Below are 24,844 nucleotides of genomic sequence, written 5' to 3' on the forward strand. Positions count from 1 at the left end.
ATTTTGTCCACAAATTGGTATTTTGAGATACATATCAAAGTCTGTGTTCATTAGTTATGCAATTACCTCATTTTTTACGCATCACGCGGTAACCCTTTCTCGACAATTCGAATTAAGCGCTGCTGCTTCTTATTGCTAGAGCATGCACTCGCTGGCTCCGATGATTTTCGTTTTTGTTCTACTAGCGCCCAATGTATATGTTCGTCTAATAAATCAGACAAGCCTAACCTCGTGTTTAGCGCTGCGATAATGCGTTGTGAATATGGCGCGTTTCCTAAAGCGATGGAAAGATTACGCAACCATTGCTGGTGGCCAATTCGGCGAATAGCCGAACCTTCCATATAACGTAAGAAGGTGGCCTCATCCCAAGCAAACAGTTCAACTAAGTCTGGTTCATCCAGTGCTTGACGGCGATGAAAATCACTTTGTTGAGTGAGGTCGGAAAAGCGATTCCAAGGGCAGACCAACTGGCAATCATCACAGCCGTAAATGCGGTTACCCATTGCCTTGCGAAACTCTTCAGCAATTACGCCATCATATTCTATGGTGAGGTAAGAGATGCATCGGCGAGCATCAACAACACCGTCTTCCACGATGGCTTGTGTAGGGCATGAGGTGATGCAGGCAGTGCATTTGCCACATTGATTACTGCTTGGTGTATCGACTGGCAGCGGCAAATCAATCAGTAGTTCACCAAGAAAAAACCAAGAACCACTCTCTTTATCAAGGATAAGCGAATGCTTGCCAGTCCAACCAAGTCCAGCTTTTTGTGCTAAAGGCCGCTCTAGTATTGGGGCGGAGTCCACAAAAGGGCGATAACCGAGTGCCCCCACTTCTTGTTCAATCTTTTCGCCGAGTTTTTTGAGCTGGTTGCGTACCAGTTTATGGTAGTCACGCCCCAGAGCGTAGCGGCTGATATAAGCGTAATTGGGATTATTCAAATCACTGGCAAACCGAGCATCTGGGGGTAAGTAATTCATGCGGGCGCTGATCACACGGACGGTGCCGGGAAGGAGTTCATGTGGCCTAGCTCGCATCATTCCATGGCGCGCCATCCAGTCCATTTCACCGTGAAATCCAGCATCCAACCATTTCTGCAAAGGCTCTTCGTGCTCAATGAGATCGATATCGCAGATCCCGACCTTTTCGAAGCCAAGTTCACGTGCCCAGATTTTAATTTTGTCTGCCAGTACTTGGTAGTCCATTATCGATGAGCTCGTTGCAAAAAGGGGCGAGGATCTTAACGGATCCTTTATTGAGGATCTAGGAAATGATCGTCTGTGATGTGGATTAAACTGACATAAAAAGCGAGTTTTTTCCTTTTACTTACAGAAGAGAGCTTGTCTCTCAATTCCAACCCAGTTTACTATTCGAGTTCTTTTGATTTTTATATAGTCAATTTTCGACACTTGAGAGCGGTAATTCATGAGTACTAAGATCTTTACCTTAAAAGACGAACAGCAAACGGTAAAATTAGGCGCAGCTTTGGCTAAGCGATGCTCTGCGCAAACCACGCTTTATTTGCATGGTGATCTCGGTGCTGGAAAAACAACCTTCAGCCGTGGCTTCATCCGCGCATTAGGCCATGTTGGCAACGTCAAGAGCCCGACTTATACCTTAGTTGAGCCTTATCAACTAGCCGATTGGCAAGTATACCATTTTGATCTTTATCGCTTGGCCGATCCGGAAGAGTTGGAATTTATGGGTATTCGTGACTATTTCACACCGGATGCGATCTGCCTTGTTGAGTGGCCAGAAAAAGGCAGCGGTCTACTTCCAACCGCAGATATTGATGTTGAGCTACGCTACGATGGCGAACAAAGGCAAGCTTTTCTGAGTGCAAACAGCCCCTATGGATCCTCATTGCTGAGTCAGTTGGAGTTATGTTGAACATCATCCATTTGTTACGAACGATAACTCTATCGCTTGCGGTTTGGGGCTGTGCTTTATTTACTTCAACGACGCACGCGAATACATTAGAAGGCGTGCGTGTTTGGCCTTCTCCAGATGAAACTCGAGTGGTTATCGATCTCAAAACTGAAGCGGATTATAGCTATTTCACTTTAAGCAGCCCCGAGCGTTTGGTGGTTGATTTAAAAAACACCACGCTTAATACAAAATTGCCGCTTAAAGTCGCGGATAGTCCTGTTCTCAAGCAAATTCGTAATAGCTCGCCTCCGGAGAAAGGGACGTATCGCTTGGTGTTTGAGTTACAGCGCAAAGTGAACCCTCAGCCATTTAAACTTGCGCCAACGCCGGGTGGTCAGTATGGGCATCGTTTGGTGGTTGATTTACCCCACAATTTGGATAGTGACAAGGCGACAGTAAAACCGGCCAGCCAAACTAAAGTGAGCCGCGACGCTTCGCAGTTATTAGGAACCGAAGATATCGTGGTGGCTATTGATGCTGGTCATGGCGGAGAAGATCCCGGCTCGATTGGCCCGACCAAAAAATATGAAAAAAATGCCACCTTAAGTATCTCCAAGAAGATCGCAGATCAAATTAACGCCGTACCGGGAATGAAGGCGGTCATGACACGCAGTGGCGATTACTTTGTCAATCTCAATAAACGTTCTGAAATTGCGCGCCGTAATAAGTCACACCTACTCGTCTCCATTCACGCCGATGCGTTTCATACCCCGCAACCCAGGGGGGGCTCGGTGTTTGTGTTAAATACCAAGCGTGCGAATACGGAAATTGCTCGCTGGGTTGAGAATCACGAACAGCAATCAGAACTGTTAGGTGGTGCTGGTGAAGTGCTGGCAAAAAACAATAGCGATCGAAACGTTAGCCAAACCTTGCTGGACTTGCAATTTAGCCACTCGCAAAAAGAGGGTTACAAGGTGGCAACTCATCTGCTAGGCGAAATGGGAAAAGTAGCCCATTTACATAAAGCAGAGCCAGTCAACGCAAGTTTGGCGGTACTTAAGTCGCCCGATATTCCTTCGGTGTTGGTTGAAACGGGTTTTATTTCTAACCCTACCGAGGAACAATTGCTATTTCAGCGCTCGCATCAAGATAAATTGGCTCGCGCATTGGCAACCGCCATCGTCAAGTATTTTGAAGAAAACCCACCCGAGGGCACTCTGTTTGCTAATCGCGGTAAGACGCAAAAGCACAAAGTGCAGCGTGGGGAATCACTCTCGGTTATCGCTAATAAATATGGCACTTCGACTCAAGCATTAATCGCAACCAACAAACTAAAAAATGCCAATTTGTCGATTGGTCAAATCTTAACGATTCCGGCCACGTCAGCTCCGATTCGCGTTCCTGTGGTCAGCAACCCAGTAGAAACGGAAATTGTTACGCATGTGGTGAAATCTGGCGAGTATTTGGGCAAGATAGCGAGCACGTATAAAGTGAGTGTGGATGCGATTAAACGCGAGAATAACTTGCGTTCAGACACCTTAACGCTGGGGCAGAAACTGAAGATAACGGTGAGTTTGAAGGATAAGCCGCTGCGTAAGCATAAAGTTGAAAAAGGCGAGTTTTTGAGCAAAATTGCCAGCCAATATCAAGTGAGTCTGAATAGTATTCGCCAAGTAAACCAACTTCGGTCTGATCAGCTCGCCATAGGGCAAGTGTTGATCATTCCCAATAAGTAGTAATGAGTATGACGATTAAGATTCTACCTGCACGTCTTGCTAACCAAATTGCCGCAGGTGAAGTGGTTGAAAGGCCGGCTTCTGTCGTTAAAGAGCTGGTGGAGAATAGCTTGGATTCGGGCGCCTCTCGTATCGATATCGATATCGAAAAGGGAGGTACGAAGCTTATTCGTGTGCGCGATAACGGGCAAGGGATAGTAAAAGAGGAATTGGCGCTCGCTTTAAGCCGCCATGCAACTTCTAAAATTCACACCTTAGATGATTTAGAGGCGATCGTCAGCCTAGGTTTTCGTGGAGAAGCGCTCGCGAGTATTAGCTCTGTCTCTCGGCTTACATTGACGTCTCGTCCAGCCACGCAAGAACAAGCTTGGGCAGCATACAGTGAAGGTCGAGATATGTCGGTTAATTTGCAGCCAACCGCACACCCGATTGGAACGTCTGTCGAAGTACTCGATCTGTTCTTTAATACGCCCGCTCGGCGCAAATTTTTACGCACAGAGAAAACAGAATTTACTCACATTGATGAGCTACTAAAACGCATTGCTTTGAGCCGGTTTGATGTCACCATCAATGTGCGCCATAACGGCAAGATGGTACGTCAATATCGAGCGGCTAAAACGGCCGCTCAAGAGGAAAAAAGAATCGCGGCTGTGTGTGGCAACGCTTTTGTTCGCCATATGCTGAACATTGAGTTGGAACATCAAGGGCTTCGCTTGCATGGTTGGATAACGACTCCAGAAGGCGCGCGCCAGCAGAGTGATTTGCAATACTGCTACGTTAATGGGCGGATGATGCGTGACAAGCTGATTAATCATGCTATCCGGCAAAGTTATGAAACCAGCCTGAGAGGCGATCAGTTCGCCACTTATGTACTCTTCATTGAGCTCGATCCCCATCAAGTGGATGTGAATGTCCATCCCGCGAAACACGAGGTGCGTTTCCATCAAGCGCGATTAGTGCATGATTTTATCTATCAAGCACTCAGTAGTGCACTGGCTGAAAGCAAACACATTGAAAAGCCGCAGCTCAAACCATCGGCTTTTCATCAGCCCGATGCGGAGACTGTGGATCGCATTGAGAATGACACTGCAATTGATAGTGTGTGCCAAGAAACTGAGGGGCATAACACCGTTCCAGAGCAAGTGTGGCAAGCGATTGACAACACTCCCGCTTATCCACGAAAAGCTGAGCGAGAAAGCACAACCGCGCACGGCATAGCTGAAACGCCAAAGCGTAGCCATTGGCAGCAAAACGGCTCTCCATCTTCTTCTCGGGCGAAAGCTGAGCACCAGCCAACGGGCTCTCCTTCGAACGGGGAAGTGAAGCTCTATCAAGAGCTGATGGCAACTCAACCGCCGGCTTCTGCAGTCGAACTTTCTCCTATCACACATCAAGAGCAAGGTGAAATGCTGCAGCTCGAACAGTTGGGGAAAGCTATTGCGGTAATCAAAGGGCAGTACCTGTTAATGGGGTCCAAACAGGGCGTCGTATTGCTTTCTCTTATCAAAGGAGCATGGCTGAAAACTCGCGGCCAATTGCATACCGAACAAGGCGGCTTGAAAAGCCAACCCTTACTCGTGCCGCTCTCCATCAAGCTCTCAGCACAAGAACATCAAGCGTTAACGCATTGCCAGCCGATGTTGAATACGCTAGGGATTGAGCTTAAAGAACGTCATGGTTCAAGCATCATGGTGATGGGCGTACCTCAACCGTTGAGGCAACAAAACCTGCAAAACTTAATCCCAGATCTGCTATCTTACGTGTCCGCTAATTTTACGGCTGATGATGAACCTATTACGGTGGATCTTGTTGCCGATTGGCTGGCTGAACACATCACTGTGGTGAAAAGTGACTACACTTTGTCTGAAGCCATCCAAATGATTTCGGAACTTGAACAGCTTTGGCAAGGGCAACTTCCTCTTCATGATGCGAGTTTTGTCCGCCCCGTTGATTTTTCTACTACCATAGCGGCCTTGTTGGCATAACGAATTAAAAGAATGATGAATCAAACACAACCATTGGCTCTGTTTTTAATGGGCCCGACCGCATCAGGTAAAACAGATTTGGCGATTCGTCTACGCCAAAAATACCCAGTGGAAATCATCAGTGTCGACTCGGCGCTGATCTACAAAGGCATGGATATTGGCACCGCCAAACCTAATGCACATGAACTGGTACTCGCACCTCATCGTCTGATCGATATTTTGGATCCAAGTGAAGCCTATTCGGCGGCGGATTTTCGTCGCGATGCATTACTTGCAATGCATGATATTACCGCGCAAGGTAAAATTCCTCTGCTCGTTGGGGGAACTATGTTGTATTACAAGGCTCTACTTGAAGGGCTTTCACCACTTCCTGCGGCTAACCCTGAGATACGGCAACAAATTGAGCAAGAGGCTTTGGAGCATGGTTGGGGTCAGTTACACGATCAATTACAAACGATTGATCCGGTTTCGGCGGCAAGAATTCATCCCAATGATCCACAAAGATTGTCACGAGCATTGGAAGTTTACCGAATTTCAGGTAAAACTCTTACAGAGTTAACTCAAACGAAAGGTGAAAGCCTGCCATTTCGAGTTAAGCAGTTTGCTATAGCTCCCAAGGAAAGGGCTGAGCTCCACCGTCGAATCGAACTCAGGTTTGAAAAGATGATCGAAGCTGGATTTGAAGAAGAAATGAAAGCACTTTATGCTCGAAACGATCTTCATCCGGATTTGCCATCGATTCGCTGTGTTGGTTATCGACAGATGTGGGACTATTTGGATGGGAATTGTACGTTAGAGGAAGCGGTATATCGTGGAATCTGTGCAACCCGTCAATTGGCCAAGCGTCAGATCACCTGGTTACGCAGCTGGGATGATTTAACTTGGTTAGATAGCGAAAACATTGATCATGCAGTAGAAACTCTCTCAAATGCCATAGCATCTGATGGAGTTAGCTGTGTATAATGTGATCGCTTTTGCGTGATGTACCCTGTAAAGGATCCGTTACTTGATATTTGGCATTATCGCCGTCATAACAAGTAGCAACGGGGTTTTTATTCATTTAGCTCAGATGCAAAGGCCGCACCAATAATGCAGTGCACCACTAGCTAAATAACTACAACAAAATACAAATAAGGAAAATAAAATGGCTAAGGGGCAATCTCTACAAGACCCATTCTTAAATGCACTACGTCGTGAGCGCATTCCAGTATCCATCTACCTTGTGAACGGAATTAAGCTTCAAGGTCAGATTGAATCCTTTGATCAATTTGTGATCTTACTGAAAAACACAGTCAATCAAATGGTGTATAAGCATGCGATTTCAACGGTTGTTCCTGCACGTGCAGTGAGCCACCACACTGCTGAGCCACGCACTGGGTCTGATCGTCCATCAGACAAATCAGAAGAGTAATTCTCTGATTAGTATTATTTACTTACAAAGGAGTTGGTTGCTTGTTTGACCGTTACGAAGCCGGTGAGCGAGCGGTACTTGTTCATATCAACTTCACGCAAAAGGGTGAGTGGGATGATCTCAGCGAGTGTGAAATGCTGGTTTCTTCTGCTGGAGTGTCGACACTGCAAATTATTACTGGCAGCCGTCAAACTCCACACCCTAAATATTATGTCGGTGAGGGCAAAGCCCAAGAGATAGCGCATGCGGTTCAACTTGTTGAAGCGGATGTGGTGATCTTCAACCACGCCCTTTCTCCTGCCCAAGAACGTAATCTTGAACAACTATGCCAATGTCGAGTGATTGACCGTACTGGCCTCATCCTCGATATTTTTGCCCAACGAGCACGAACCCATGAAGGGAAGTTGCAAGTAGAGCTGGCACAATTGCGCCACATCTCTACGCGATTAATTCGTGGTTGGACGCACCTTGAGCGACAAAAAGGCGGTATAGGCTTACGTGGACCTGGTGAAACGCAGCTAGAAACCGACAGACGTTTATTGCGTGAACGTATTAAAGCGATATTACGCCGCTTAGAGAAAGTCGCTAAGCAGCGAGAACAAGGACGCCGAGCTCGAAATCGAGCTGAGATTCCCACCATATCGCTAGTGGGTTATACCAATGCGGGGAAATCAACGTTATTTAATCGCATTACTGAAGCTGGGGTGTATGCAGCCGATCAACTGTTTGCAACCCTAGATCCTACCTTGCGGAAAATCGAATTGGCGGACGTTGGTACTGCCGTTCTCGCTGACACCGTAGGATTTATTCGTCATCTGCCGCACGATTTAGTTGCAGCATTTAAAGCCACGTTACAAGAAACTCAAGAAGCTGACATTTTGTTACATGTTGTTGATGCCAGTGATGAGCGTTTTCGTGAGAATATCAAAGCCGTCCATGATGTATTAGAAGAGATTGACGCCCATGAGGTGCCAACGCTTGTCGTCATGAACAAGATCGATAATCTAGAAGGCCAACAACCTCGCATCGAAAAAGATGATGAGGGAATACCGAGAACCGTGTGGTTATCAGCCATGGATGGACAAGGTATTGATCTGCTTTTCGAAGCATTGACAGAGCGATTAGCGAGTCAAGTCATTCAATATCAATTGTGTATTCCACCACTGCACCAAGGTCGCATTCGTAGTGCATTTTCACAAATGAAATGTATTCAACAAGAAGAATATGATCCAGATGGTAATTTGTTGATTAACATTCGTATGCAGCAAGTTGATTGGTTTAGACTAGAAAAAAGAGAAGAAGCAGTTTTGCGTGACTTTATAGTTACTTAAAGGACTGCTACAGTATAACGTCATATCAAATGATGGAGCTTTCTAATGGCGTGGAATGAGCCCGGTAATAACAACGGCAACAATGGCCGCGATAATGACCCTTGGGGTAATAATCGTGGTGACAAAAATAAAGGTGGCCGTGATCAAGGACCGCCAGATTTGGATGAGGTTTTCAATAAACTGAGCCAGAAACTGGGCGGACGATTTGGTGGTAAAGGCGGTAAAGGCCCTTCATTCTCTGGTGGTAGCGCAATTGGCTTTGGAGTCATTGCTGCAATCGCTGTTGCAGTGTGGTTCTTTTCTGGTTTCTATACGATTGGTGAAGCTGAGCGTGGCGTCGTGCTGCGCTTAGGTAAGTATGATCGCATCGTTGATCCAGGTTTGAACTGGCGTCCTCGCTTTGTTGATGAAGTGACGGCCGTTAACGTACAAGCGATTCGCTCACTACGTGCATCGGGTTTGATGCTAACCAAAGATGAAAACGTGGTCACTGTTGGCATGGATGTACAATATCGCGTGTCTGATCCATACAAGTACTTGTATCGTGTGACTAATGCTGACGATAGCTTACGCCAAGCAACTGACTCAGCATTACGTGCCGTGGTTGGTGATTCTTTGATGGACAGTATCTTAACCAGTGGCCGTCAGCAAATTCGTCAAAGTACCCAAACGACCTTGAATCAAATCATTGATAGCTATGATATGGGCTTAATGATTGTCGATGTCAACTTCCAGTCGGCTCGTCCGCCAGAGCAAGTGAAAGATGCGTTCGATGATGCGATTGCGGCGCGAGAAGATGAAGAGCGTTTCATTCGTGAATCTGAAGCGTATAAGAACGAAATCCTGCCTAAAGCAACAGGCCGAGCAGAACGTTTGAAGAAAGAAGCGCAAGGTTATACAGAACGCACGATTAACGAAGCATTGGGTCAAGTGGCACAGTTTGAAAAACTGCTCCCTGAGTATCAAGCCGCGCCAGATGTGACACGTAATCGTCTCTACCTAGATACTATGGAAGAGGTGTATTCAAACACATCTAAAGTGCTAATTGATTCAGAATCCAGTGGCAATATGCTTTATCTACCGTTGGATCGAATTACAGGCCAAGACAGTAAGAATGACACCAAACGTCAAGATAAATCATCATCAACCTATGATCAGATAGAGCTTGATTCACCAACCAGCAGTGATACAGGTAATACACCGTCTCGCTCTAGCAATACACGTCAAGGGAGATACTAGTAATGCGTAAGTTAATGATCCCAGTATTAGTGATTGCACTGGTATTGATGTTGATGTCGCTGTTTGTGATTCCTGAAGGTGAGCGCGGTATTGTTGTCCGTTTCGGTCGTATTCTGAAAGATAACAATGAAATTGCTCGAATCTACGAACCGGGTTTGCATTTTAAAATGCCACTGTTTGATCGAGTAAGAACGTTAGATGCGCGCATCCAAACAATGGATGGCCGCTCTGACCGTTTCGTGACTTCAGAGAAAAAAGATGTGATCATCGATACCTATGTCAAATGGCGTATTGAAGACTTTGGTCAATACTACTTGGCAACGGGTGGTGGCAATGCATTGACGGCACAAGCACTGTTAGAGCGTAAAGTGACAGACATTCTTCGTTCTGAAATCGGTTCTCGTGAAATCAAACAAATTGTTTCAGGCCCACGTAATAAAGATGTCTTGCCGGAAAGTGCTGATGATGAAGTCGTCACGACTGAGGCTGCGAAACAAGCATTGGAAATCGATGGTCAGCGTGACCAAGTGATGGAAAATGTGTTGGAAGATACACGTAAAGGCGCACTGAAAGATTTAGGCGTGAGAGTGGTTGATTTCCGTATTAAGAAAATCAACCTCCCAGATGAGATCAGTGAGTCTATCTATCGTCGTATGCGTGCTGAACGTGAGTCAGTAGCTCGTAAACACCGTTCTCAAGGTCGTGAAAAAGCCGAAGTCATTCGTGCTCAAGCTGAACTTGAAGTGGCGACTATCTTAGCGGAAGCGGATAAAACGGCTCGCGTAACTCGCGGTGATGCTGATGCTAAAGCAGCGAAGATTTACTCAGATGTGTACAGTAAAGATCCTGAGTTTTACGGGTTCTTACGTTCGCTGAAAGCCTATGAGAAATCATTTAGCGAGAAGAGTGATATCTTGGTGCTTGATCCTAAGAGTGATTTCTTCAAGTACATGAATAACACCAAAGGTTTGACAACGAAATAATTGACCGTTGTTTATTCAAAGGCTCCTTCAGGGAGCCTTTGTCGTTTATGGCTTTAAGAGAGAAGGCACTATGTCGAATTCAATCTGGCTTGCTGTGGGGCTGGTGTTAATTGCAGAAGGTATTGGACCGTTAATCGCCCCTAATGGCTGGAGAAAGATGGTGGCAGAGCTCAGCCAGCAGCCCGATCATCAACTGCGCCGCATCGGTGGTTGTCTCGTCGTTGCTGGGGGCATCATTGCTTACTACTTCGCACGATAGTGATGCACAATAGCGCGGTAACCGATTTATTATGATCAGTTTATCACTATCAGTATCATCACTATCAATAGTGAGGTGGTGGAGTCTCTTCTGATGGATCCGCTAAATGTGAGGCATCCATATTTTTGACTTTACCAGCCACATATTTCATTTGGTCTTGCATTTTCGTTAGCATGAGCTGCTGTGTTGATAATGCTTGATTGAGTTCATCAATGGTTTGTTCTTGGAAAGCAAGTTGGCATTCCAAGTCACTAACACGCTGTTCTAATTGCTGAATATACTTATCGTTCATAACTAATCGTCGAGTTTCCAAGCTTGAGCAATACCTGCAGAGCTTCCGGTAATAATTCGTTGCTGATGATCAAAGGCCGCATCATACACCACCGCAGTGGGTGGGCGAGCATCTTTTAGCGGTTCTACTTCGAATCCTTGCTGTTTTTTACCACTTTGAGTATCCCAAATCGCGACTTGGCTTGAAGGATTCCCTGTCACAAGCAACCTGCCATCATCGGAAAAACGCGCCGTAGAGAAGATCAATTGTCGTGAAAAACTGCGCAATTTCGCCTGTTCCTTACCCGAGGAGAGATCCCAAATAATGGATTGATTACCACCATCGGAGGTAAAGGCTAATTTTCCCTCTCGCTGCAGCGCTACTCGATTCACCCGCTGCTCATGTTCAAACGATCGTAAAATTTGCCCACTTTGCGTATCCCAAAGGTAGGCAAAATAATCATTACCTCCCGTCAGAGCAAAGCGGCCATTGGGCGATAGGGCGACAGAATTCACTTTTTCTCGATGAGCAAGGAACTCTAGTCGACGTCCAGTGACTAAATCGACGTAAATCGCTTTACCATTGGATAAACCGAGTAGAACTTGTTTTCCGTTATTGGCAATGTCAATGTCTCGGATCAGCCCATCGGAGATGGACCACAAACCTTGAGCTTGTGTCCAACCTAAGTCCCATACGGCAAAGTTAATTTGGCTAGCGGTCACGGCAAAACGGCCATTATCGGAGAGTCGAATATGAGAAACGGTATTGGCTTGTGGGTCTTGAGGTCCCAATTCAGCTAAGGTTTTGTTTTGTTCAAGATCCCATAGAACGAGTTGTCTTTGTTTGGAATAGAGTAGCGCAAAACGACCATCGCGGCTTAAACCGAAACTGGTCGAACCGTTTGGTTCTATATCCCAACGTTGTACATCGCTGTTAGAGAAAAAACAGCCATTTAACATCAAGATGACAATGCAACCTAGGATTGAATGAGAAATTATTCGCATCAAGTCTAATTATCCGCTTTGAGTGTAAAGACAATCTATCAACATATCGCTATATTGGTACAACTCTGTTTAGCGCACCAGTTTTTCACCGAAATTTGTGCGTAATAACAAAAGGTTTACCTACAAATTGGAGAAATAAATGAAATCATTGTTTAAAGTGTCACTGCTTGCGGCAACCGTCATGCTTGCAGTTGGCTGCCAGAAAGATGAAGCCCCGAAAACTGAAGCAGCACCTGCAGCAGAACAAGTACAAACGGAAGCGGGAAAAACGGTTCACTTTAAAACAGAAGATGACAAAGCGGCTTACGCGATTGGCGTCTCTTTTGCAAATTACCTCAGCACCAGCATTGAAAAACCAGCCGAAATTGGTATCAATCTGAATAAAGATCTGGTTCTAAAAGGGATTGAACATGTCTTCGCGGGCAATGCTGAGTTGAGTGAAGAAGAGACACGCGCAGCGCTAGAAGCTCTAGATAAACGCGTTTCTGAAACCATGCAAGCGAAAGCCGCTGAAAAAGCGGCTGCTGCTGAAAAAGCTGGTGACGAATTCCGCGCTGAATTTGAAAAACAAGATGGCGTAAAGAAAACTGAATCTGGTTTACTGTACCAAGTACTGACGCCAGCAAAAGGTGAGTCACCAAAAGAGACCGATACTGTTCAAGTGCATTACAAAGGGACACTGGCTGACGGTACTCAATTTGATAGCTCGTATGATCGTGGTGAGCCAGCGACATTCCCACTCAATCGGGTTATTCCTGGTTGGACAGAAGGTGTGCAACTGATGCAAGTGGGAGCAAAATACAAGTTTGTTATCCCGCCGCAACTGGCTTACGGTGAGCAAGACACACCGACTATTCCAGCAAACTCAACACTTGTGTTTGAAGTGGAGTTGCTAAAAATTGATAACGGTAGCGATGCGGCTAAATAATATCAGCCATTGTTGAACCGTTGTAACCAGCTCAAAGGCCTGATGAATCAGGCCTTTTCTGTCTCTAACGACTCACTAATTAGTTGTCCTAAATCACTTGTTAGTGACTTAACAGAGTTTTCGATTAAAATTTTCTGATAAACTTACGTCAATTTGTTGATTTTTCGCTCTAAGGCTAGATAACAGTGACAACGACAGAAACTCTAAACGCGGATATGTTGCTTGAAATGGAATCCGTGCACGTGATGCCATTTAGTGATCACGATAAAATCATTCTTCGATCTTATGAAGCTGTGGTTGACGGTATCGCCAGCCTGATTGGTCCTTTTTGTGAGATCGTTCTGCACTCATTGGAAGATCTCAATACCTCGGCGATTAAAATTGCCAATGGTGAAAACACGGGACGTCAAGTGGGTTCCCCGATCACTGATCTTGCACTGCGTATGCTGAAAGATATTGAAGGATCGGAGCGTAACTTCTCACGATCGTATTTCTCTCGCGCCAAGGGTGGCGTGTTGATGAAATCGATTACGGTCGCGATTCGTAATGGTGATAACCGAGTCATTGGCTTACTTTGTATCAACGTTAATTTAGATGCTCCGTTCTCACAAGTTCTGCAATCATTCATGCCGACTCAGGAAGCTCAGGAAGCCGCCTCATCGGTTAACTTTGCCAGTGATGTAGAAGAGCTGGTGGATCAGACGGTAGAGCGTACCATCGAAGAGATCAACGCCGATAAATCAGTGTCTAACAATACCAAGAACCGTCAGATCGTGATGGAGCTGTACGACAAAGGCATTTTTGACATCAAAGATGCGATTAACCGCGTAGCTGATCGGCTCAATATCTCTAAACATACTGTCTATCTCTACATTCGCCAACGCAAGACCGGAGATGAATGTTAGTGGAGCCAGTATTGAGTTACACATTATTGGTCAATGGCTCAGTGTATGGCACACAGGCAGCGCGTAGTGCTTATCTGTTTGCCTGTGCATTGCTAGAAAAAGGGCATTCACTCAAGCAAGTATTTTTTTATCAAGATGGTGTTTTCAATGGCTCTGCGATCACCGCGCCTGCGAACGATGAGTTTGATCTTGTGAAAGCATGGCAGAAGCTGTCTACTGAACACCATGTACGCTTAGAAACCTGTGTTGCTGCAGCGTTACGTCGTGGCATTATCAGTGAAAATGAAGCTCAGCAACACCAGCTCACTGCGCATAATTTGGCACAAGGTTTTGCACAAACTGGGTTAGGAAGCTTAGCTGAAGCGTTATTAACTCAAGATCGAGTGGTACAGTTTTGAAAAAAATCGGTTTTGTTTTTCATTCTTCGCCTCATTCTAGTTCGGCTGGAAGAGAAGGGCTGGATGCTGTACTGGCAGCCTCTGCCTATTGTGATGCGATCTCGCTCTTTTTTGTTGGGCTTGGCGTGACGCAAATCGTCGCCAACCAATCACCGCAACAACTGCTTAGCCGTGATTACATCAGTGCGTTTAAACTGCTTGAGTTATACGATATTGAACACCTTTATCTGTGTGAGCAAAGCGTTGAAGAGTTGGGGCTAGCATCGGCTCAATGGGTCATTGATGTTGAAAAAAAATCGCCTCAGCAAATCGCTCAGTTACTTCACGAGTGCGATCAAGTACTAACTTTCTAAGGTGTACCTATGCTGCATATTGTAAAAGACACGGCAAAACTGGCCTTAGCGCAGCGTTATTGTTTGACTGAGGATAGTATTATCTTGGTTGAAGAAGCGGTTTATATGAGTAACCCTAGTGCGGGCTCTTTTTTACTACTCAACGATCTGAACAGGGTTTATGTCTTACTTGAGGATCTCTGCGCGCGTGGGGTGCAGGATCTCTGCTCAGTACAAATTACCAAAGTGGATTTCTCTGGTTTGGTTGAACTTACTACTAATCATGAAAAATCAATCACTTGGTAGGTTTTTTTATCACTATTACCCTTCTATTACCCACCCTTTACTTATGGTGGTTAAAAAAGATCTGTATATTTCTTGACACACCTCTCACTGCTGCATAGAATTTTGCGTCCCTATTTGTACTAAGTGCACTAGGGACTAGATTTTTCACAAAGCTTACTTTAAGTAAATTCAGGAGCTAGTTAATGGCAACTATTAACCAGTTGGTCCGCAATCCTCGTGTAAAGCAAGTTGTTAAAAGCAACGTGCCAGCACTAGAAGCGTGCCCACAAAAACGTGGTGTATGTACACGTGTTTACACTACTACACCTAAAAAACCTAACTCAGCACTTCGTAAAGTATGTCGTGTTCGTCTAACGAACGGCTTCGAAGTGACTTCGTACATCGGCGGTGAAGGTCACAACCTTCAAGAGCACTCAGTTGTTCTTATCCGTGGCGGTCGTGTAAAAGACCTTCCAGGTGTGCGTTACCACACAATCCGTGGTGCACTTGACTGTGCAGGCGTAAACGACCGTAAACAAGCTCGTTCTAAATACGGTGTGAAACGTCCTAAATCTTAATGGATTTCCGTTAAGTAAGGCCAAACACTAAATTATTTAATTTTTGAAGAAACTGAAAAGTTTTGGATAACCTGAAAAAGACAACGGAGAATATCCATGCCACGTCGTCGCGTTATTGGTCAGCGTAAGATCCTTCCAGATCCAAAGTTCAAGTCTGAACTGCTGGCAAAATTCGTTAACATTCTTATGGTTGACGGTAAAAAATCTACTGCAGAGAAAATTGTTTACACTGCACTAGACACTATGGCTGAGAAATCTGGCAAAGGTCACTTAGCTGTATTTGAAGAAGCTCTTGAAAACGTACGTCCAGCGGTCGAAGTTAAATCTCGCCGCGTGGGTGGTTCAACTTACCAAGTGCCAGTAGAAGTACGTCCGGTTCGCCGTAACGCACTTGCTATGCGTTGGGTAGTTGATGCTGCGCGTAAGCGTGGTGAAAAATCTATGGCTGCTCGCCTAGCTGCTGAAATGCTAGACGCGTCAGAAAATAAAGGTACTGCTGTTAAGAAACGTGAAGACGTTCACCGTATGGCAGAAGCGAACAAAGCATTCGCTCATTACCGCTGGTAATACCTTCTGTGCTGCGAGGTTCTCTCGCAGCACATTTTCATACTCTAAGGATTACCTTAGTAAGAGGATACAATCGTGGCTCGGAAAACTCCTATTGAGCGCTACCGCAACATCGGTATCTGTGCTCACGTAGATGCAGGTAAAACAACCACTACTGAGCGTATTCTGTTCTACACTGGCCTTTCTCACAAAATCGGCGAAGTTCACGATGGTGCTGCAACCATGGACTGGATGGAGCAGGAGCAAGAACGTGGTATCACTATCACTTCTGCTGCTACGACAACCTTCTGGCGTGGTATGGAAGCACAGTTCCAAGATCATCGCGTAAACATCATTGATACCCCAGGACACGTTGACTTTACAATTGAAGTAGAGCGTTCACTTCGTGTGCTTGATGGTGCAGTGGTTGTATTCTGTGGCTCATCTGGTGTTGAACCCCAGTCTGAAACTGTATGGCGTCAAGCTGACAAATACGGTGTTCCTCGCATGGTGTTCGTTAATAAAATGGACCGTGCTGGCGCAGACTTTTTACGCGTTGTAAACCAAATTAAACATCGTCTTGGTGCGACTCCTGTTCCTATTCAATTAAATATTGGTGCGGAAGAAGAGTTCAAAGGTGTCATCGACCTTATCAAGATGAAAGCCATCAACTGGAATGAAGCCGATCAAGGCATGACGTTTACTTACGAAGACATTCCAGAAGATATGCTTGAGTTGGCCGAAGAATGGCACAACAACCTAGTTGAAGCGGCAGCGGAAGCTAGTGAAGAGTTAATGGAAAAGTATCTTGAAGACGGCGAGCTGACAGAAGCGGAAATCAAACAAGCGCTACGGACTCGTACCATTAACAATGAAATCGTATTGGCCACTTGTGGTAGTGCCTTTAAAAATAAAGGCGTACAAGCGGTATTGGATGCGGTTGTTGAATATTTGCCTTCACCGGTAGATGTACCAGCCATTAAAGGCGTGGATGAAAACGAGAACGAAGTAGAACGTCACGCTGACGACAACGAACCATTCTCGGCACTTGCATTTAAGATTGCCACTGACCCATTTGTTGGCACATTGACTTTTATGCGTGTTTACTCTGGTGTGGTGAACTCTGGCGATGCCGTTTACAACTCAGTGAAACAGAAAAAAGAACGTTTTGGTCGTATCGTACAGATGCATGCCAACAAACGTGAAGAGATTAAAGAAGTTCGTGCTGGCGATATTGCGGCTGCGATCGGCTTAAAAGATGTCACTACAGGCGATACGCTGTGTAACCCAGACCACAAAGTGGTTCTTGAGCGCATGGAATTCCCTGAGCCAGTGATTCAAATTGCGGTAGAGCCTCGCTCTAAAGCTGACCAAGAAAAAATGGGTATTGCGCTAGGTAAACTGGCGGCAGAAGACCCATCTTTCCGTGTCGAAACCGATAAGGAAACAGGTCAAACGTTGATCTCTGGTATGGGTGAGCTTCACCTAGACATCATTGTTGATCGCATGAAGCGTGAGTTCAGTGTGGACTGTAACGTTGGTAAACCACAAGTGGCTTACCGCGAAACTATCCGTGGAAAAGCGGAAGTAGAAGGCAAGTTCGTTCGTCAATCTGGTGGTCGTGGTCAATATGGTCACGTTTGGCTTAAGATTGAACCTGCGGAACTCGGCGAAGGCTTTGTCTTTGTCGACGAAATCGTTGGTGGTGTGATTCCTAAGGAATACATCAGCTCGGTTGCGAAAGGTATCGAAGAGCAAATGAACAACGGTGTGTTAGCTGGTTATCCGATTCTGGATGTGAAAGCGACATTATTCGATGGTTCATATCATGATGTCGACTCAAGCGAGATGGCGTTTAAGATTGCTGGTTCGATGGCGTTCAAGAAAGGTGCTTTAGAAGCGCAGCCTGTTCTTCTTGAACCAATGATGAAAGTTGAAGTAACTACTCCAGAAGATTGGATGGGTGATGTTGTGGGTGACTTAAACCGTCGTCGCGGCATGATTGAAGGTATGGATGAAGGCCATGCAGGCCTTAAGATTATCCATGCTAGAGTCCCTCTATCGGAAATGTTTGGTTATGCAACAGACTTACGGTCTGCCACTCAGGGTCGCGCCTCTTACTCCATGGAGTTTGCAGAGTACGCTGATGTGCCAAAAAATGTTGCAGAAGCAATCATTGCAGAACGTGGTTAACTGTTATTTGTTTAATAACGAATCTATTGCGCTGATGAGAGTTGGCGCATAAAATAGCAATTTCTGGCGCGTCTTGAGCTATATGTGACTCAAGACGAATCATAACTAGGAAGGAACACGATCGTGTCTAAAGCAAAATTTGAACGTACGAAACCGCACGTAAACGTTGGTACTATCGGCCACGTTGACCACGGTAAAACAACTCTAACTGCTGCTATCTGTACTACACTTTCAAAAGTGTACGGTGGTGAAGCGAAAGACTTCGCATCTATCGATAACGCTCCAGAAGAGCGCGAGCGCGGTATTACAATCAATACTTCTCACGTAGAGTACGATACACCAGCACGCCACTACGCACACGTAGACTGCCCAGGACACGCTGACTATGTCAAAAACATGATCACAGGTGCTGCGCAAATGGACGGCGGTATCCTAGTTGTTGCTGCAACAGATGGCCCAATGCCACAAACTCGTGAGCACATCCTACTTGGTCGCCAAGTTGGTATTCCTTACATCATCGTATTCATGAACAAATGTGACATGGTTGATGATGAAGAGCTTCTAGAGCTAGTAGAAATGGAAGTTCGTGAGCTTCTATCTGAGTACGATTTCCCAGGTGATGACCTACCAGTTATCCAAGGTTCTGCACTAGGCGCACTAAACGGCGAAGAGCAGTGGGAAGCGAAAATTATTGAACTTGCTGAAGCGCTAGACACTTACATTCCAGAGCCTGAGCGTGCAGTAGACCAAGCATTCCTACTACCAATCGAAGACGTATTCTCAATCCAAGGTCGTGGTACAGTAGTAACTGGCCGTATCGAGCGCGGTATCCTACGTGTAGGTGACGAAGTTGCGATCATTGGTATCAAAGACACAATCACAACGACTTGTACAGGTGTTGAGATGTTCCGTAAGCTGCTTGACGAAGGTCGTGCAGGTGAGAACGTTGGTGCACTTCTACGTGGTACTAAGCGTGATGAAGTAGAACGTGGTCAAGTACTAGCGAAACCAGGTTCAATCACTCCACACACTAAGTTCGAGTCAGAAGTGTACGTACTGTCTAAAGATGAAGGCGGCCGTCATACTCCGTTCTTCAAAGGCTACCGTCCACAGTTCTACTTCCGTACAACGGACGTAACAGGCGATATCTCTCTACCAGAAGGCGTAGAGATGGTAATGCCAGGTGACAACATCCAAATGGTTGTAGAGCTAATCGCTCCAATCGCGATGGATGAAGGTCTACGTTTCGCGATCCGTGAAGGTGGTCGTACAGTAGGTGCTGGTGTTGTTGCTAAAGTTATCGCTTAATTTTCGATAATTTATGCACACACTGCATTAAAAAGGGAAGCTTAGGCTTCCCTTTTTGTTTGACGTGACCCTTAGTACATTTCCCTTGCTAATCCTGCTTCGTTTCTGTACTATTTGCCGTCCTTAATTCTCGGTCTTTTTTTTTCGTTCCTTGCTTCCTATGGACGACCGAGCCAAACCTGGAAGCTGAATAATCCGTAAGGAGCAACCGATGCGTCATTATGAAATCGTATTCATGGTGCACCCAGATCAAAGCGAGCAAGTTGCTGGCATGATCGAGCGTTACACTGGTTCTATCACTGAAACTGGCGGTACTATCCACCGTCTAGAAGATTGGGGTCGTCGTCAAATGGCTTACCCAATCAACAAGCTTCACAAAGCTCACTACGTTCTTATGAACGTTGAAGCTGACCAAGCTGTGATTGATGAGCTAGAAACTGCTTTCCGTTTTAACGATGCAGTTCTACGTAACATGATCATGCGTACTAAAGCTGCTATCACCGAGCCATCAATCATGCTGAAAGCTAAAGAAGAGCGTTCTAAGCGTGATGAAACTCGTTTCGATGCAGACGCTGAGTAATTGATTTGATGACCAATCGGATGGAGTTGAGTGGCACTGTCGCAAAACCTCCCATTCGAAGCCAAAGTCCTGCGGGTATTGAACATTGCCGTTTCTGGCTTGAACATCGCTCAACAGTGATAGAAGCTGATTTACCGAGACAAGTCTATTGTCGTATGCCGGTAGTTGTCAGTGGGCAGAGGTCAACGAATCTCACTCAACACTTAGTACAAGGCAGCACCATAACCGTAAGTGGCTTTGTCGCTTACCAAACTAGCCATAATGGCGTAGGTAAATTGGTGCTACATGCCGACCACATTACTCAAATTTAAGATCAGGAGATAGCCCATGGCTCGTTTCTTCCGTCGTCGTAAATTCTGCCGTTTCACTGCAGAAGGCGTACAAGAGATTGATTACAAAGATGTAGCAACTCTTAAAAACTACATAACTGAAGCTGGTAAAATCGTACCTAGCCGTATCACTGGTACTAGCGCTAAATACCAACGTCAGCTAGCTCGTGCAATCAAGCGTTCTCGCTACCTAGCTCTATTGCCATACACTGATAAACATCAGTAATTGGCACCGTTTATTAAGAAAGAGGATTAATCAATGCAAGTTATTCTACTTGATAAAATCGGTAACCTAGGCAGCCTTGGCGACACTGTAAGCGTGAAATCTGGTTATGCTCGTAACTTCCTTATCCCACAAGGTAAGGCTGTAATGGCAACTAAATCTAACGTTGAAATGTTTGAAACTCGTCGTGCTGAACTTGAAGCTAAAGTTGCTGAGCAACTTGTTGCATCTCAAGCTCGTGCTGAACAAGTTAACGCTCTTGAAGCTGTTGTTATTACTTCTAAAGCGGGCGATGAAGGTAAACTATTTGGTTCTATTGGTACTCGTGATATCGCTGACGCTATTACAGCGGCAGGTGTTGCAGTATCTAAGAGCGAAGTTCGTCTACCTGAAGGTGCTCTACGTAACGTAGGTTCTTTCGAAGTGAGCATCCAACTTCACTCAGAAGTGTTTGCAACTGCGAAAATTCAAATCGTTGCTGAGTAATTTCAGTCTTCGGATGAATTGAAAACACCAGCCTTGGCTGGTGTTTTTTTTATCTTCAAACTACCTAGAAACGAAACTGTAAACTAAATGAAGTAACGCTATCGGCTTTACTTAGTCCTGCTGGAACCTTATCGTGGTATTGGCGAGACAAGTTCACTTTCAACGCAATCGAATCAGTAATGTGATTGGTTAAAATGAGTTCGCTATCGGTTCTGATGTTACTTTCTCCTGCGACAAGAGTCAGTTCAGAGGAGATGGTTAAATTATCGAAAGTTGCCCAAACACCTTTTAAGTTACCACGAAATATGACTTCTTCGACTGTATTTGCAAATACAATATCTGTACTTGATATCTCATCTAGATTGGGTTTTTGGTAACGAAAACCGGGCCCTATTTCAATCTCTAATAGCAATATGTCGGTATTCATCAATTGGTAACCCATTCCACCAGATAGCGTGTAGTCTTTGAAATAGGCGCTGTATTTCGAATCAACACCGTTAAAGTTTGCGTATAGATAGGCTTTTGAAGCTAACTTATAGTCACTTTGCAGCGAATAGTTTGCCTGCCGCTTATTCTCTTTTCCATTTTTATCAAGACGATACAATTTCCACTCACCATTGGTTCGATGGCGACCTGTTATGTATTCTGTCTTGACTCGTGAATTCAATGACTCTGAATCAGTATTACCTGAGTGGGCTTGGTAACCCAATTCGACTTGGCTATTCCAAGGAGAAGGAACTTCGATTTCCGTATCGTTTTTAAGATCCTCATTAGCATAAGCTGCACTCATCGCGAACAGGCTAAAACTAAGAAACCAAATTTTGGACACGAAGCACCCCTAAAGTGAATAAAAATAGTGGGCGAAATAGTAGGTGTAGGGCGGTTCTGTTTGGTCAGCATGAGGTTAATTCTCTACGAGATAAACACAAAGTTTCGTTTACATAATTACAAATGATCTATTCTGGCTATAATGGTCGGTCATTAGATAGTATTGAGCGAAGTCATGGCTGCACCACGAACAGATCAACGAAATCGTAAACCGTTTGACGCACAAGTCGACGCAATTAAAGTTCCTCCACATTCGATCGAAGCTGAGCAATCAGTGATTGGAGGCTTGCTATTGGATAACGAACGTTGGGATACGGTGGCTGAGCGTGTGGTCAGCAAAGACTTCTATAGCCGTGCGCATCGTTTAATTTTTGATGCAGCTAAATCGATTTTGGAAGCCAGTAAGCCGCTCGATCTTATTACATTATCTGAGTATCTTGAGCGTCGCGAACAGTTGGAAGATGTCGGCGGTTTTGCCTATTTAGCAGACTTGGCGAAAAATACGCCCAGTGCGGCTAATATTAATGCTTATGCTGAAATCGTAGCGGAACGAGCGTTGGTGCGTAACCTTATCGGTGTTGCCAATGAGATTGCGGATGCAGGTTATGATCCGCAAGGGCGCAGTTCGGAAGATTTGCTCGATCTGGCTGAAAGTAAAGTGTTCGCCATTGCTGAGGAGCGTACCAGCGAAAATGAAGGCCCGCAGAATGTTGATTCGATTTTAGAAAGAACTTTAGAGCGTATCGAACTACTGTATAAAACACCACAAGATGGCGTCACGGGCGTGAATACGGGGTTTGCTGATCTCAATAAGAAAACGGCTGGTTTACAAGGTTCTGATTTGATCATTGTGGCTGCTCGCCCTTCTATGGGTAAAACGACGTTTGCCATGAACTTGTGTGAAAACGCGGCCATGGAGCAAGAAAAACCGGTTCTTATCTTCTCTCTTGAGATGCCGGCTGAACAAATTATGATGCGTATGTTGGCATCGCTTTCTCGCGTTGATCAAACCAAAATTCGTACTGGGCAGCTGGATGATGAGGATTGGGCACGAATTTCATCTACCATGGGTATTCTCATGGAAAAGAAAAATATGTACATAGATGATAGCTCAGGCCTAACGCCTACCGAGGTTCGTTCTAGAGCTCGTCGTATTGCGCGCGAGCATGGTGGCTTGTCGCTCATCATGGTCGACTACTTGCAGTTGATGCGAGTTCCTTCGCAATCGGATAACCGTACTTTAGAAATTGCGGAGATCTCTCGCTCGTTAAAAGCACTGGCTAAAGAATTGAATGTGCCCGTGGTGGCTTTATCGCAGCTTAACCGTTCGTTGGAGCAGCGCGCCGATAAACGCCCAGTCAACTCCGATTTGCGTGAATCCGGTTCGATAGAACAAGATGCCGATTTGATCATGTTCATCTATCGCGACGAGGTGTATCACCCTGATAGTTCGTTAAAGGGTATCGCAGAGATTATTATAGGTAAGCAACGTAACGGCCCGATTGGTTCTGTACGGTTGACCTTTCAAGGGCAGTATTCCCGTTTTGATAATTATGCAGGCCCTGCATTTGACGATGAGTAATTTGATGAGCTACATGAAAGCGGCAACCGCCTGCATCGATCTCGATGCGTTAAAGCACAACCTACAGCGAGTAAAACAGCAGGCACCAAACAGTAAAATTATGGCGGTGGTCAAAGCAAATGGTTATGGTCATGGGCTTCGGCATGTTGCGAAACATGCATTGGGCGCGGATGCATTTGGCGTGGCGCGCATTGAAGAAGCGCTGCAACTGAGAGCGAGCGGTGTGGTAAAACCTATCTTATTGCTTGAAGGTTTTTATTCCCCGATGGATCTTGCTGTATTGGTGACCAATAACATTCAAACCGTTGTTCACTGTGAGGAGCAGTTAGTCGCCTTAGAGCAAGCTCAATTAGATGTCCCAGTCAATGTTTGGTTGAAAATCGATAGCGGAATGCATCGTTTAGGTGTGCGCCCAGAACAATACCCCGATTTTTTAGAACGTTTGCAAGCGTGTAAAAACGTAGTGAAGCCATTGCGTTATATGAGTCATTTTGGTTGTGCCGATGAACTCGATAAATCAACGACTTCTGAGCAAATTGAGCTATTTTTAGCAATGACAAAAGGTCATGAGGGTGAAAGATCACTTGCTGCCTCCGCTGGTTTATTAGCTTGGAAGCACAGCCAGTTAGAGTGGGTTCGCCCAGGTATTATTATGTATGGCGTTTCTCCTTTTGATGATAACTCGGCGCAAGCGCTGGGCTATCAACCTGTAATGACATTAAAATCTCACTTGATCGCAGTGCGTGATGTTAAAGCGGGAGAGAGTGTTGGCTACGGTGCCACTTGGACAAGCTTACGTGACACTAAGGTTGGTGTTATCGCAATTGGCTATGGCGATGGTTATCCTCGCACTGCACCCAATGGAACTCCGGTTGTTGTCAATGGGCGTAAAGTGCCGATTGCAGGGCGAGTTTCAATGGATATGCTCACGGTCGATCTCGGTCCACAAGCCTGCGATAAGGTGGGCGATGAGGTTATTTTATGGGGAAAAGAGCTACCAGCCGAAGAAGTGGCCTCTCACATCGGCACGATCGCTTACGAGTTAGTGACGAAACTCACTTCTCGTGTTGAGATGTCGTATCAATAAAGCCAGAGTATGCACCCATTAGGTTTACCTGACCTAACTCAATATGAGAGCGGGTAAGCTGCGTCATAATGGCGCTCACAAAACGAATAACGACGTGTTGCCTTCCAAATATAGGCAGTCGATACCATTTTCTTTTTTTGCTCAATCGGGGATTCCATCATTTTGAAA

Annotated in this window: 28 protein-coding genes; 24 read left to right on the forward strand and 4 right to left on the reverse strand. The window is 45.4% G+C overall.

Translation table 11 applies throughout. The features are described from left to right. Positions 1-74: 74 nt before the first annotated feature. Positions 75-1,205: a tRNA epoxyqueuosine(34) reductase QueG gene (gene queG / locus AACV32_RS03565; protein WP_170895715.1), complete on the reverse strand. Its 1,131-nt coding sequence runs from the start codon at positions 1,203-1,205 to the stop codon at positions 75-77. A gap of 220 nt (positions 1,206-1,425) precedes the next feature. On the opposite strand from queG, the gene tsaE reads away from it, so the two are divergent. The 9 genes from tsaE (at position 1,426) to AACV32_RS03610 (ending at position 10,813) form a co-directional block, all read left to right on the forward strand. Continuing rightward, positions 1,426-1,890, forward strand: a complete 465-nt coding sequence (gene tsaE / locus AACV32_RS03570; protein ID WP_010318946.1) for a tRNA (adenosine(37)-N6)-threonylcarbamoyltransferase complex ATPase subunit type 1 TsaE — start codon at positions 1,426-1,428, stop codon at positions 1,888-1,890. Continuing rightward, positions 1,884-3,605: an N-acetylmuramoyl-L-alanine amidase gene (locus AACV32_RS03575; RefSeq protein ID WP_170895716.1), complete on the forward strand. Its 1,722-nt coding sequence runs from the start codon at positions 1,884-1,886 to the stop codon at positions 3,603-3,605. The genes tsaE and AACV32_RS03575 overlap by 7 nt, the downstream gene beginning before the upstream one ends. 2 nt (positions 3,606-3,607) lie before the next feature. Further along, positions 3,608-5,590 (forward strand): DNA mismatch repair endonuclease MutL, encoded by a 1,983-nt coding sequence (gene mutL, locus AACV32_RS03580; protein ID WP_017045797.1) that lies wholly within the window; start codon positions 3,608-3,610, stop codon positions 5,588-5,590. Between the two features lie 15 nt (positions 5,591-5,605). Further along, positions 5,606-6,553, forward strand: coding sequence for a tRNA (adenosine(37)-N6)-dimethylallyltransferase MiaA (gene miaA, locus AACV32_RS03585; protein WP_026029012.1), 948 nt, complete (start codon positions 5,606-5,608; stop codon positions 6,551-6,553). 181 nt (positions 6,554-6,734) lie between these two features. Beyond that, a complete protein-coding gene (hfq, locus tag AACV32_RS03590) occupies positions 6,735-7,001 on the forward strand; it encodes an RNA chaperone Hfq (RefSeq protein WP_013857931.1) in 267 nt (88 codons plus the stop codon). 41 nt (positions 7,002-7,042) lie between these two features. Further along, positions 7,043-8,332 (forward strand): ribosome rescue GTPase HflX, encoded by a 1,290-nt coding sequence (gene hflX, locus AACV32_RS03595; RefSeq protein ID WP_010318941.1) that lies wholly within the window; start codon positions 7,043-7,045, stop codon positions 8,330-8,332. 45 nt (positions 8,333-8,377) lie between these two features. Then, a complete protein-coding gene (gene hflK / locus AACV32_RS03600; protein WP_017049165.1) occupies positions 8,378-9,571 on the forward strand; it encodes an FtsH protease activity modulator HflK in 1,194 nt (397 codons plus the stop codon). A gap of 2 nt (positions 9,572-9,573) precedes the next feature. After that, complete coding sequence (gene hflC, locus AACV32_RS03605; protein ID WP_013857929.1) at positions 9,574-10,554, forward strand: protease modulator HflC; 981 nt, start codon at positions 9,574-9,576, stop codon at positions 10,552-10,554. Positions 10,555-10,624: 70 nt separating this feature from the next. Beyond that, positions 10,625-10,813 carry a DUF2065 domain-containing protein gene (locus tag AACV32_RS03610; protein ID WP_017043313.1) on the forward strand — a complete coding sequence of 63 codons (189 nt, stop codon included), beginning with the start codon at positions 10,625-10,627 and terminating at the stop codon, positions 10,811-10,813. Between the two features lie 64 nt (positions 10,814-10,877). Here AACV32_RS03610 and AACV32_RS03615 read toward each other — a convergent pair whose 3' ends face one another. Further along, complete coding sequence (locus tag AACV32_RS03615; RefSeq protein WP_010318937.1) at positions 10,878-11,105, reverse strand: SlyX family protein; 228 nt, start codon at positions 11,103-11,105, stop codon at positions 10,878-10,880. Between the two features lie 2 nt (positions 11,106-11,107). Further along, positions 11,108-12,088, reverse strand: a complete 981-nt coding sequence (locus AACV32_RS03620) for a WD40 repeat domain-containing protein (protein WP_026028406.1) — start codon at positions 12,086-12,088, stop codon at positions 11,108-11,110. 139 nt (positions 12,089-12,227) lie between these two features. On the opposite strand from AACV32_RS03620, the gene fkpA reads away from it, so the two are divergent. The 13 genes from fkpA to rplI all read left to right on the forward strand — a co-directional run bounded on the left by fkpA (position 12,228) and on the right by rplI (position 21,179). Continuing rightward, positions 12,228-13,016, forward strand: a complete 789-nt coding sequence (fkpA, locus tag AACV32_RS03625; protein ID WP_010318935.1) for an FKBP-type peptidyl-prolyl cis-trans isomerase — start codon at positions 12,228-12,230, stop codon at positions 13,014-13,016. Between the two features lie 185 nt (positions 13,017-13,201). Next, positions 13,202-13,921, forward strand: a complete 720-nt coding sequence (locus AACV32_RS03630) for a helix-turn-helix transcriptional regulator (protein ID WP_013857924.1) — start codon at positions 13,202-13,204, stop codon at positions 13,919-13,921. After that, the gene (gene tusD / locus AACV32_RS03635) at positions 13,915-14,319 is read left to right on the forward strand and encodes a sulfurtransferase complex subunit TusD (protein ID WP_010318933.1); all 405 of its coding nucleotides are present in this window, start codon (positions 13,915-13,917) and stop codon (positions 14,317-14,319) included. The genes AACV32_RS03630 and tusD overlap by 7 nt, the downstream gene beginning before the upstream one ends. Next, positions 14,316-14,672, forward strand: coding sequence for a sulfurtransferase complex subunit TusC (gene tusC, locus AACV32_RS03640; RefSeq protein WP_013857923.1), 357 nt, complete (start codon positions 14,316-14,318; stop codon positions 14,670-14,672). The genes tusD and tusC overlap by 4 nt, the downstream gene beginning before the upstream one ends. 9 nt (positions 14,673-14,681) lie before the next feature. Beyond that, positions 14,682-14,957, forward strand: a complete 276-nt coding sequence (gene tusB / locus AACV32_RS03645; RefSeq protein ID WP_170895717.1) for a sulfurtransferase complex subunit TusB — start codon at positions 14,682-14,684, stop codon at positions 14,955-14,957. A 182-nt stretch (positions 14,958-15,139) separates the two neighbouring features. Beyond that, positions 15,140-15,514, forward strand: coding sequence for a 30S ribosomal protein S12 (gene rpsL, locus AACV32_RS03650; RefSeq protein ID WP_010318930.1), 375 nt, complete (start codon positions 15,140-15,142; stop codon positions 15,512-15,514). A 96-nt stretch (positions 15,515-15,610) separates the two neighbouring features. After that, positions 15,611-16,081, forward strand: coding sequence for a 30S ribosomal protein S7 (gene rpsG / locus AACV32_RS03655; RefSeq protein WP_013857921.1), 471 nt, complete (start codon positions 15,611-15,613; stop codon positions 16,079-16,081). Positions 16,082-16,156: 75 nt separating this feature from the next. Continuing rightward, positions 16,157-18,253: an elongation factor G gene (gene fusA, locus AACV32_RS03660; protein WP_010318928.1), complete on the forward strand. Its 2,097-nt coding sequence runs from the start codon at positions 16,157-16,159 to the stop codon at positions 18,251-18,253. Between the two features lie 123 nt (positions 18,254-18,376). Continuing rightward, on the forward strand, positions 18,377-19,561 hold the full coding sequence (gene tuf, locus AACV32_RS03665) for an elongation factor Tu (RefSeq protein ID WP_017049162.1): 1,185 nt from the start codon (positions 18,377-18,379) through the stop codon (positions 19,559-19,561). 211 nt (positions 19,562-19,772) lie between these two features. Continuing rightward, entirely contained in the window at positions 19,773-20,141 is a 369-nt protein-coding gene (gene rpsF, locus AACV32_RS03670; protein WP_013857919.1) for a 30S ribosomal protein S6, read from the forward strand. A gap of 8 nt (positions 20,142-20,149) precedes the next feature. Beyond that, positions 20,150-20,452, forward strand: coding sequence for a primosomal replication protein N (gene priB / locus AACV32_RS03675; protein ID WP_026027846.1), 303 nt, complete (start codon positions 20,150-20,152; stop codon positions 20,450-20,452). Positions 20,453-20,468: 16 nt separating this feature from the next. Next, positions 20,469-20,696: a 30S ribosomal protein S18 gene (rpsR, locus tag AACV32_RS03680; RefSeq protein ID WP_000090472.1), complete on the forward strand. Its 228-nt coding sequence runs from the start codon at positions 20,469-20,471 to the stop codon at positions 20,694-20,696. A gap of 33 nt (positions 20,697-20,729) precedes the next feature. Beyond that, a complete protein-coding gene (gene rplI, locus AACV32_RS03685; protein ID WP_013857917.1) occupies positions 20,730-21,179 on the forward strand; it encodes a 50S ribosomal protein L9 in 450 nt (149 codons plus the stop codon). Positions 21,180-21,243: 64 nt separating this feature from the next. On the opposite strand, the gene AACV32_RS03690 is transcribed toward rplI, so the two are convergent. After that, positions 21,244-22,008 carry a DUF481 domain-containing protein gene (locus AACV32_RS03690; protein WP_013857916.1) on the reverse strand — a complete coding sequence of 255 codons (765 nt, stop codon included), beginning with the start codon at positions 22,006-22,008 and terminating at the stop codon, positions 21,244-21,246. Between the two features lie 174 nt (positions 22,009-22,182). On the opposite strand from AACV32_RS03690, the gene AACV32_RS03695 reads away from it, so the two are divergent. Together AACV32_RS03695 and alr are read left to right on the forward strand one after the other, a co-directional pair. After that, a complete protein-coding gene (locus AACV32_RS03695) occupies positions 22,183-23,589 on the forward strand; it encodes a replicative DNA helicase (protein WP_013857915.1) in 1,407 nt (468 codons plus the stop codon). A gap of 13 nt (positions 23,590-23,602) precedes the next feature. Next, entirely contained in the window at positions 23,603-24,676 is a 1,074-nt protein-coding gene (gene alr / locus AACV32_RS03700; protein ID WP_197056815.1) for an alanine racemase, read from the forward strand. The last annotated feature ends 168 nt before the right edge of the window (positions 24,677-24,844 follow it).

Origin of the sequence: Vibrio sp. B7 (assembly GCF_963888765.1) — a bacterium.
GTDB classification, from domain to species: Bacteria; Pseudomonadota; Gammaproteobacteria; order Enterobacterales; family Vibrionaceae; genus Vibrio; species Vibrio anguillarum.

Bases quoted from the DNA above. Each gene is read 5' to 3' on its own strand.
- hfq (WP_013857931.1), top strand. From the start codon at position 6,735: ATGGCTAAGGGGCAATCTCTACAAGACCCATTCTTAAATGCACTACGT.
- alr (WP_197056815.1), top strand. From the start codon at position 23,603: ATGAAAGCGGCAACCGCCTGCATCGATCTCGATGCGTTAAAGCACAAC.
- rplI (WP_013857917.1), top strand. From the start codon at position 20,730: ATGCAAGTTATTCTACTTGATAAAATCGGTAACCTAGGCAGCCTTGGC.
- rpsR (WP_000090472.1), top strand. From the start codon at position 20,469: ATGGCTCGTTTCTTCCGTCGTCGTAAATTCTGCCGTTTCACTGCAGAA.
- tusD (WP_010318933.1), top strand. From the start codon at position 13,915: ATGTTAGTGGAGCCAGTATTGAGTTACACATTATTGGTCAATGGCTCA.
- AACV32_RS03610 (WP_017043313.1), top strand. From the start codon at position 10,625: ATGTCGAATTCAATCTGGCTTGCTGTGGGGCTGGTGTTAATTGCAGAA.
- hflC (WP_013857929.1), top strand. From the start codon at position 9,574: ATGCGTAAGTTAATGATCCCAGTATTAGTGATTGCACTGGTATTGATG.
- AACV32_RS03615 (WP_010318937.1), bottom strand. From the start codon at position 11,105: ATGAACGATAAGTATATTCAGCAATTAGAACAGCGTGTTAGTGACTTG.
- rpsL (WP_010318930.1), top strand. From the start codon at position 15,140: ATGGCAACTATTAACCAGTTGGTCCGCAATCCTCGTGTAAAGCAAGTT.
- rpsF (WP_013857919.1), top strand. From the start codon at position 19,773: ATGCGTCATTATGAAATCGTATTCATGGTGCACCCAGATCAAAGCGAG.
- tsaE (WP_010318946.1), top strand. From the start codon at position 1,426: ATGAGTACTAAGATCTTTACCTTAAAAGACGAACAGCAAACGGTAAAA.
- hflK (WP_017049165.1), top strand. From the start codon at position 8,378: ATGGCGTGGAATGAGCCCGGTAATAACAACGGCAACAATGGCCGCGAT.
- tusB (WP_170895717.1), top strand. From the start codon at position 14,682: ATGCTGCATATTGTAAAAGACACGGCAAAACTGGCCTTAGCGCAGCGT.
- priB (WP_026027846.1), top strand. From the start codon at position 20,150: ATGACCAATCGGATGGAGTTGAGTGGCACTGTCGCAAAACCTCCCATT.
- mutL (WP_017045797.1), top strand. From the start codon at position 3,608: ATGAGTATGACGATTAAGATTCTACCTGCACGTCTTGCTAACCAAATT.
- AACV32_RS03575 (WP_170895716.1), top strand. From the start codon at position 1,884: ATGTTGAACATCATCCATTTGTTACGAACGATAACTCTATCGCTTGCG.
- fkpA (WP_010318935.1), top strand. From the start codon at position 12,228: ATGAAATCATTGTTTAAAGTGTCACTGCTTGCGGCAACCGTCATGCTT.
- miaA (WP_026029012.1), top strand. From the start codon at position 5,606: ATGAATCAAACACAACCATTGGCTCTGTTTTTAATGGGCCCGACCGCA.
- rpsG (WP_013857921.1), top strand. From the start codon at position 15,611: ATGCCACGTCGTCGCGTTATTGGTCAGCGTAAGATCCTTCCAGATCCA.
- queG (WP_170895715.1), bottom strand. From the start codon at position 1,205: ATGGACTACCAAGTACTGGCAGACAAAATTAAAATCTGGGCACGTGAA.
- AACV32_RS03695 (WP_013857915.1), top strand. From the start codon at position 22,183: ATGGCTGCACCACGAACAGATCAACGAAATCGTAAACCGTTTGACGCA.
- AACV32_RS03620 (WP_026028406.1), bottom strand. From the start codon at position 12,088: ATGCGAATAATTTCTCATTCAATCCTAGGTTGCATTGTCATCTTGATG.